The sequence below is a fragment of the Treponema sp. genome, assembly GCF_045657965.1.
Taxonomy (GTDB): domain Bacteria; phylum Spirochaetota; class Spirochaetia; order Treponematales; family Treponemataceae; genus Treponema_D.
On record NZ_JAZOUG010000026.1, the window covers coordinates 1 to 8,085 of the forward strand.

The following is an 8,085-nucleotide window of genomic DNA, read 5'->3' on the forward strand; positions in this document are numbered from 1 at the left end:
CAGCTTTTGTGTAAATACCTCCGCCTACACGGTTGAACATAGCAACCATTGAACAGCCGAGGGCATAGCCTGAAAGAATGTTCGGGAATTTGATAATCTGGATTTTTGTAAGCCAGCACTGAGAAGTTTCTGTTGAATCAAGCCAGCCAAGACCAAGGCCGAATACACAGAAAACAATGCCAAGACCGAGCAAAGCAAAACCGCCTACACACAAGCCCATAACCGATCCGCCCCGGAAAGCCACTTTAAGTGTCTGACCGATGTTTTCGGTTTTGCGAGCTTCGTTTGTAACACGGACGTTTGCATAAGTTGCAATCTTCATGCCGATAAAACCTGCCGAAGCACTCATAACAGAGCCGAGCAGAAGGGCAACTGCAACATACCAGTCCAATGCGAGCCATACGATTACAGCTACAGCAAGAACAACCCAGACCAGCACTTTATATTCGTATTCGATGAAAGTGTTGGCACCAATACGGATAGCAGAGGCGATTTTTGCCATCTGTTCCGTTCCTTCTTCGAGCTTTTTAACCTTGAAAAAGTTAAAAGCCGCATAAGCCAGGGCAGCCAGCGCTGCCAAAAGCAACAAACCGATGAAGTTCATGGTTTTTCTCCTTCCCCATAGGGAACTTTTTTTGAAATTGCACCATGATACCACATCGGTTTATCTAAGTTTTGATTAAAATATGGATTTTTCCGTACTTTATACATTCATGACAGACAAAACTGACATGAATAAATATTACAAATCTTTACCTGTGATTTTCTTTACGCACTCGTGGTAAAGTTCGCTTGTTTTTGCAACAACATCAGCAGGAACTTCCTTGATTGAAGAATCACCTGCGAGGTTATTTGCTTTGAGCCAGTCACGGATAAACTGCTTGTCGTAGCTTGCAGGGCTTGTTCCGACTTTGTATTCTGCAGCATTCCAGAAGCGGCTCGAATCCGGAGTAAGAACTTCGTCAGCAAGAACTAAATCGCCGTTTTCATCAAGACCGAACTCAAATTTTGTGTCAGCAATAATGATTCCGTTTTTAGCTGCGTGCTCGTAGCATTTTTTGTAAATTGCAAGTGCTGTCTGCTCGATTTTTGTTCCGAGTTCTGTACCGAGATCGTTTTTCATGTAGTCCAGAGTGACGTTAATGTCATGACCTTCAGCAGCTTTTGTTGAAGGAGTTACGATAGGCTCGTCAAGTTTTTCTGCCTGTTCATATTTTTTTGTAAATGAGTGACCGAGGAAAGGCTCGCCTTTTTTGTATGCTTCGTACATTGAGCCGAACATATATCCTCGGACAATTACTTCGTAAGGAATCATCTTGAGTTTTTTAACTAAGATTGTACGGCCTTCGTATTCAGGTTTCTGGAATTCAGCAGGCATATCCTTAAGGTTTGAAGAAATCATATGGTTCTTTGTAATGTCTTTTGTTAAATCGAACCAGAAATTTGAAAGTGCATTCAAAACCTTGCCTTTGTCTGTAATCATTGTAGGAAGAATTACATCAAAAGCAGAAATTCTGTCTGTAGTTACGATGACCATGCGGCCGTCTTCCAGATCATAAACTTCGCGGACTTTACCGCTGATAATTTTTTTCATTGTTTTACCTCGATAGGAAAGCATTTTACTTATAATTTTGAAGTTGAACAAGACTCGAGAAAACATTAATATAGCTGCATTGTGTTAATCCGATATTCATCAGACGCACGGGGTAAACCGGTCAAAAAGGCCGTTATTTATACAAAAGAAGAACATAAAATACCAGTAAATCAAGTTGACCCTGATGCACTTTACATTATCAGACACTTACGGGAATGCGGTTACGACGCTTACATTGTAGGCGGAGCTGTACGCGACTTAATAGTTGGAAAAAAGCCGAAGGATTTCGACATCGTAACAGAAGCAACTCCTTCAAAAATCAAAAAGCTTTTCCGCAATTCACGCATAATCGGAAAACGTTTCCGTCTCGTACATGTCTTTTTTGGTCAGAAAATTTTTGAAGTCTCAACATTCCGCTCAATCTGCGACGGTTCTGTAGGAAATTCATTCGGCACTATGGACGAAGACGTTCAGCGCCGCGATTTTACCCTCAACGCACTTTACTACGATCCTTTAAAAGAACAGGTAATCGATTATGTAAATGGTGTTGAAGACATCAAAAAGAAAGTAATTCACCCGGTTATTCCCTTAGACCGGATTTTTGTCGAAGACCCTGTCCGTATGCTTCGTGCCGTAAAATACAGTGCAACAACAGGCTGCCGTCTTCCGCACTCACTTAAAAGCAAAATCAGAAAAAGCGCGCATCTTCTCTCGCCTATTTCTCCTTCCCGCCTTACCGAAGAACTGCTCAAAATAATCAATTCCGGGCATTCATTCGAAATCGTAAGTGCTGCAATGGAAGCAGATATTTTCATGTACTTACAGCCTTCAGCATGCGCCCTTATGTATGCAGACAAAACTTACGAAAAAAAATATATGCTTCACCTTAAAGAACTGGATGAACTGGTAAAATCTGATCCGGATTCACGGCTCGGGAAGCGTCTTACGTATATTGTATACGACTTTATTTCTTCCTTAACCGACTGGAAAAAAGAAGTTTCAACAAAGAGTGCGGCTGGTGAACTTTACACAAAAACATGGAATCAGTGCCGGCATTTTGTTCTTCCTATGAATCCCCAGCGCACAGAACTTGAATTTGCAATTAAAAATACACTGACTCAGCTTGGAGTCGGTGTAAGAATTGGCAAAAAACGTAAATAATTACTTTACCGCTTTAGCAATAATCCCGCCGCCAAGAAGAACGTTATCTTTGTAAAAGACTGCGCTCTGACCTGGCGCTACGGCTCTCTGAGGTTCAAGGAATGTTACAATCCATGGCTGGCCTTTATAATTAAAGGTATCACCTTTCTCCGGAACGTAGCGCGTAATTTTTGCTTTTACAGGGCGGCTTGCAAGCCGGATTTTTACATCACATTCAAATCCATCGTAAGGCTCAACATCTGCAGGCCATACAAAGTCGTCTGCAATAAGGGCACTTGAATTCAAGGCATCATTCGGGGCAAGTACTACAACGTTGTTTTTTGCATCAATTGCCTGAACGTAAACAGGATAGCTCACGGCAACTCCAAGTCCGCGCCTCTGGCCGATTGTGTAATGCTCAATCCCCCTGTGCTTTCCGAGAACATGACCGTCAAGGTCAATAATATCACCAGGAACAGAAGGTTTATCTGCAAAAAGGAGATCAAAATATTCTTCACCGACAAAATCCTGACTTTCTTCGCGGTTTGCAGCTTCGAGATTTGCCTTTTTTGCAAGTTCAAAAACTTCTGTTTTTTTAATTGAAGCAAGAGGAAAACGCACTTTTTCAAGAATACGGCTTGGAATTCTGTTCAAAAAGTAAGTCTGGTCTTTTGTAACATCAGAAGCAGTAGCAATCATGCATGGTTTTTTGTCAGTTCCAAAAATTCCATTTTTCGGACGGACAATTTTTGCATAATGGCCGGTACAAAAATAATCGTATTCAATTCCAAGATTTTCAATTCCGTCCAGAAGTGCACCGAATTTTATATGACGGTTACACTGGATGCAGGGATTCGGAGTGCGCCCGGAACGGTATTCCGATTTAAAATATTCCAGAACTTTTTCTTTATAGGCATCCTGAACTTTTACAACATGATATTCAATTCCGTGTTCAGCACAGAACCTTTTACACTCATCAATATTTTCTTCTTCACCAGGACCATAGCAGGCTTCTTTAACATTTTTTCCGGTTTTTATTTCCGGGATAGTTCCGTCCCAGAGAGACATTGTAACTCCGATTACACGGCATCCCTTTTCTTTAAGCATGAGAGCTGTCAGAGTAGAATCCACTCCTCCACTCATTCCAACCACAACAGTATCACCTTTTTCCGGCAAATTTAATACATCATATTCTGTAACTTCACGATTCATATTTGCCTATTATAACACAAGGTTGATATAAGATACAATATAAGACATTTTTTTTAATACATTAAAAAAAAATTAAAACTTGACGGCTTTATATTCCGATGATAATATAAATATACTGCAAAACTGGCAGCTTATTTAAAAAATTAATTCATAATGTTTTAAGGGAGTCAAATGACAGACGCAATTTCCTATGTTCCTTTATTCTGTACTGCAGTTGTAGCATTAATCATAGCTGCGCTTATTACAGTCATAAAAATCCGTCATACAGCAAAAGTTAGTTTTATTTCATATTTTGCTCTTATAGTCTTAATTTTTGCCTGCATATATACAGCATTACATCCAGGCATGCTGACATTTGCCCTTCTCATTCTGTTAGGAACACTGCTTCTTATACCATATTGTGTAATGCTCGCATTTGGTAAACCTCAGCAGTTAATCGCACTTGAAGAAGAACAGGACGAACCGGAAGAACAGGCTCCGGAAGTTATTGTAGAAGAAATAGCAGCAGAAAAAATCGAATTAGTCGAAAAAGGAAAAGCTTTCGTAGCACTTGCTGCAGATTCTTTTTCAACCAAAGATGGTTTCCAGACTTTACTTGATGCAATCAATTCAACCTGTGTGGAAGTTACGAAGGCAAACGGTGGTGCAATCTTAATGGTTGACGAATTCGAAGATTTAATTACCGTCAAATCATTTACTGGAGATTTTCCACCTCCTTATAAATTGCCGGAAGATTTACCGCACAAACCTTTACGTGTTTCAACAAGCTTTAAATATGCTCAGTTTCCTCTTCGCGACAATATTTTCGGAGAAGTTGCAACTGCCGGCAAAGCAGAACTTCTTACAGTTCCAACACTTGACGACAGAGTTTTCGAAAACGGTCCGGAAGATTTCTTAAAACTTGGAAGTCTTATCTTTATTCCTCTTAAAATGCGGGGAACTGATATCGTAGTTGGTCTTATTGCACTTTCAAGAAATCCGGGGACAGAACCATTTTCTGATGCAGAATATGACTGGGCACAGACACTCTGCGGATTTGCTGAATCAGCAATTCAAACTACACTCCGCTTCAAGCAATACAATGATAAACAGGAGCTTACAAAAGAAGCTGATATTGCCTCTGAAATTCAGGTTTCATTCCTGCCGAAAAAGCTTCCTCCTCTTGCAGGCTTAAATATAGGAACATACACAGAACACACATCTGGCGTCTGTTCTGATATTTACGATGTTATTCCTGCCCGTCCGGACAGAACTTCATTTGTTGTAATGGATGTAGCCGGTAAAGGAATGAATGCACTTCTTGTCATGACAATGATTCGTGCCATGTTCCGTCTTATAGTAAATACAACTCAGACAGCAGGAACTATTTTAAGCTGGGCAAACCGGGGTATTTGTTCAGAACCAAATGCCGACCACTTTGCGTCAGTTGCGCTCATCAATTACGATCCTACAAAGCGAAAAGTACAGCTTGCAACAAGTGGCAGTGTTCCTGTAATCCGCTATAATGCTGCAAAAAATGCAATCGAAAAAGTTTCGGCAACCTGCGAGCCTATTGGTGTAGAAAAAACTACAACTTACAAGGATATAGAGTTTACAGCAAATCAAGGAGATATTATAATAGTCTATACTGATGGATTAGTAGAGGCTTTGAACGCTCAGGGACAGCAGTATTCATTAACGTCACTTAGCAATATAATCAAAGCAAATGCAAAATCTTCAGGTAAAGATATAGCAAATCTTGTAAAAACAGATATAAAGAAGTTTATTGGTACTGAGGCGCTGCACGATGACCAGACCCTTCTTATTCTTAAAATTCAGTAACTAAAGGAGTTAATTTATGGAACTGAAAATTAGAAAAAATGGAGAAGTTTATATCATAGATGTAAACGGCGAAATGGATCTTTACAACTCCTATAAATTAAAGGAACTCGTCATGAAAATGCTTGAGAAAAATGTAAAGAGCTTCATCATCAACCTCGAACAGGTAGACTACATCGACTCGTCTGGAATTGGTGCACTTATCTACATTTGTTCAACAATCAAAAAGATGAATCTCAAACTAGCCATCTCAAACATTCACGGCTCTGTAAAGAAAGTTATCGAACTTACAAAACTTATGGGTTACTTCCCTATCGCAAACAGCGTTGAGGAAGCCTTGCTCATGGTAAATGAATAAAACAAAAGGAGAGTACAGAAATGGAACAAATTAAAGAACTTAGATCAGACGATAACGATCCATTGTTCGACACAACAAACATGCTTTACAAGGAATTTCCTTCAGATTTCCGACAGATCCGCTATTTTACACTCTTAATTGTTCAGTCAGCACCTCTCGAAATCAAAGAAATCAACCTTCTTGAACAGCAGATTTCAGAAGTTATCAAAAATGCTGTTAAACATGGTAATAACTGTGATATCAACAAAAAAGTAAAGGTCTGGTATTCATTCAGTCCTTCACATGCACACATTATTGTTCAGGATGAAGGCGAAGGCTTTAAAGATCTTGAAAAATGGAATGAATTCAACCGCAAGCGTCTTGAAGCTCTCCATAATTCGGATTTTGAACAGCTTGCAAATTATGTATCATTCCGTACAAAAAAATCTGATGATCAGGACGGTGGAAACGCTCTTTTTGCTGCTCTTGAATATTGGGACGGCGGATATGTTTATAATGGAAAACGAAACGGCGTTGCAATGCTTAAAAAATTCCAGAAAAAACATCTCGGTGTAGCAGTAGAAGATTAAACTCTGCTCTGGTATTTAAAACCACAGATTACGATGATTGCACAGATTATATATTTTTTAATCTGTGTTAACCTGTAAAATCTGTGGTTTATTTTTTTATAACTGATTTTAGCACTTCCAGTGTTTCTGTGGCAGTATTTTCCCAGTCAAATTTTTTAGACCAGTTAATTCCTTCGTCAATCATTTTTCTCCGCAATTTCAAATCAGTTACAATTTTTTCGATTGAATGAGCAATTTCATCAATATTTGAACTGTCAAATAACATGGCTTTCTCACCGGCAATTTCCTGTAAAGCACCGGATTTAGAACATGCTACAGGAATTCCAGTTGCCATTGCTTCAAGGACAGGAAGACCTACCCCTTCTATTTCAGAAGGAAAAAGACAACCTTCACTTCCAGCATATAAAGCAGGAAAACTTTCATGCGGAAAATAACCTGTAATAAATATATCAGAAGCATATGGTGAATTTAAGGCAGTTTTTTTTATATTTTCAGAACATTCTCCATCTCCACCTGCTAAAACAAGTCTGTGCGGAAGAGCTGTCTTTTTTTTGAATATTTCAAAAGCTTTAATTAATTCTACATGCCGTTTTAAAGGTGAAGACATTGTTGAAGCATACAGTAAATACGGTCGCCGGATTGCAAACGGCTTAATCATTTCAGTTTCAGATGTGACAAGTTCGCGGGGATAAAAAACAGAATGATTAATTCCATTGTGCACAACAGAAATTTTATCCTGACTAATACCAAGTCTTTTTAAATCTTTTTTTACAAAAATACTTGGAGCAATAATTTTATTTACCTTTTTAAGACTGTGTCTGATTCTTGTACGTTCTGCAAAAGATTTTGTTGCAAAAAGCTCTGAAACAATATCATTTACAACAGCAACTGACGGAACTGAAAAATGAAAAGGCAATGCATAAGAAGACGCAGGAAACAAAAGCGCATCATATTTCTGTTTTTTTGCAAAAGAATTACAGATAAACATATGCCAGGCTTTTTCAGCTTTAACAGTATCAGGTAAAATTACACTTTCAAAACTGATATTACTTTCCTGCCCGTAAGTATAACGGTCGATTTCTGCTCCAAACAGTTCAAAGTGGTTCTCTTCTGTGTTTTTAAAATTCTGAGAAAGAGAAGTTAAATACGAGCCGATTCCGGACTTTCCATGGTCACAGCCAAAAGTGTCAATACCAATTTTCATAGTGTTTCAAGTATTTAAATTATAGCAAGAAAGTTTGTTTTCTGCTACATTAAGATATGAACTTTAACTCACTAAAAATTGATGAAAAGTATATTCAAAAGCTTTCTGAAAAACAAATTACAGAGCCAACAGCCGTACAGTCACAGGCCATTCCAGAAATTTTAGCAGGCACTTCCATTTTATTTCAAAG

At 38.7% G+C, this 8,085-nt stretch carries 8 protein-coding genes; 4 read left to right on the forward strand and 4 right to left on the reverse strand.

Translation table 11 applies throughout. The features are described 5' to 3' along the window. The coding region (locus ACKI5B_RS00645; RefSeq protein ID WP_407425021.1) for a sodium/proton-translocating pyrophosphatase at window positions 1-604 on the reverse strand (604 nt) is incomplete at its 3' end. 138 nt (window positions 605-742) lie between these two features. Continuing rightward, complete coding sequence (locus tag ACKI5B_RS00650) at window positions 743-1,660, reverse strand: phosphoribosylaminoimidazolesuccinocarboxamide synthase (RefSeq protein ID WP_407425022.1); 918 nt, start codon at window positions 1,658-1,660, stop codon at window positions 743-745. Between the two features lie 15 nt (window positions 1,661-1,675). Here ACKI5B_RS00650 and pcnB point away from each other — a divergent pair, with 15 nt between their 5' ends. Further along, entirely contained in the window at window positions 1,676-2,755 is a 1,080-nt protein-coding gene (pcnB, locus tag ACKI5B_RS00655; protein WP_407425023.1) for a polynucleotide adenylyltransferase PcnB, read from the forward strand. Here the strand turns inward: pcnB and mnmA are convergent, their stop codons facing one another. Further along, the gene (mnmA, locus tag ACKI5B_RS00660) at window positions 2,756-3,946 is read right to left on the reverse strand and encodes a tRNA 2-thiouridine(34) synthase MnmA (protein WP_407425024.1); all 1,191 of its coding nucleotides are present in this window, start codon (window positions 3,944-3,946) and stop codon (window positions 2,756-2,758) included. Window positions 3,947-4,117: 171 nt separating this feature from the next. Here mnmA and ACKI5B_RS00665 point away from each other — a divergent pair, with 171 nt between their 5' ends. From ACKI5B_RS00665 to ACKI5B_RS00675, 3 genes are read left to right on the forward strand one after another with little or no spacing between them, the layout of a single operon-like run. Further along, entirely contained in the window at window positions 4,118-5,767 is a 1,650-nt protein-coding gene (locus ACKI5B_RS00665; RefSeq protein WP_407425025.1) for a GAF domain-containing SpoIIE family protein phosphatase, read from the forward strand. Window positions 5,768-5,783: 16 nt separating this feature from the next. Next, window positions 5,784-6,122, forward strand: coding sequence for an anti-sigma factor antagonist (locus ACKI5B_RS00670; RefSeq protein ID WP_184658136.1), 339 nt, complete (start codon window positions 5,784-5,786; stop codon window positions 6,120-6,122). A gap of 20 nt (window positions 6,123-6,142) precedes the next feature. Next, on the forward strand, window positions 6,143-6,691 hold the full coding sequence (locus ACKI5B_RS00675) for an ATP-binding protein (RefSeq protein ID WP_407425026.1): 549 nt from the start codon (window positions 6,143-6,145) through the stop codon (window positions 6,689-6,691). Between the two features lie 88 nt (window positions 6,692-6,779). Here the strand turns inward: ACKI5B_RS00675 and ACKI5B_RS00680 are convergent, their stop codons facing one another. Further along, window positions 6,780-7,895 carry a glycosyltransferase family 4 protein gene (locus ACKI5B_RS00680; RefSeq protein ID WP_407425027.1) on the reverse strand — a complete coding sequence of 372 codons (1,116 nt, stop codon included), beginning with the start codon at window positions 7,893-7,895 and terminating at the stop codon, window positions 6,780-6,782. Window positions 7,896-8,085 lie beyond the last annotated feature (190 nt).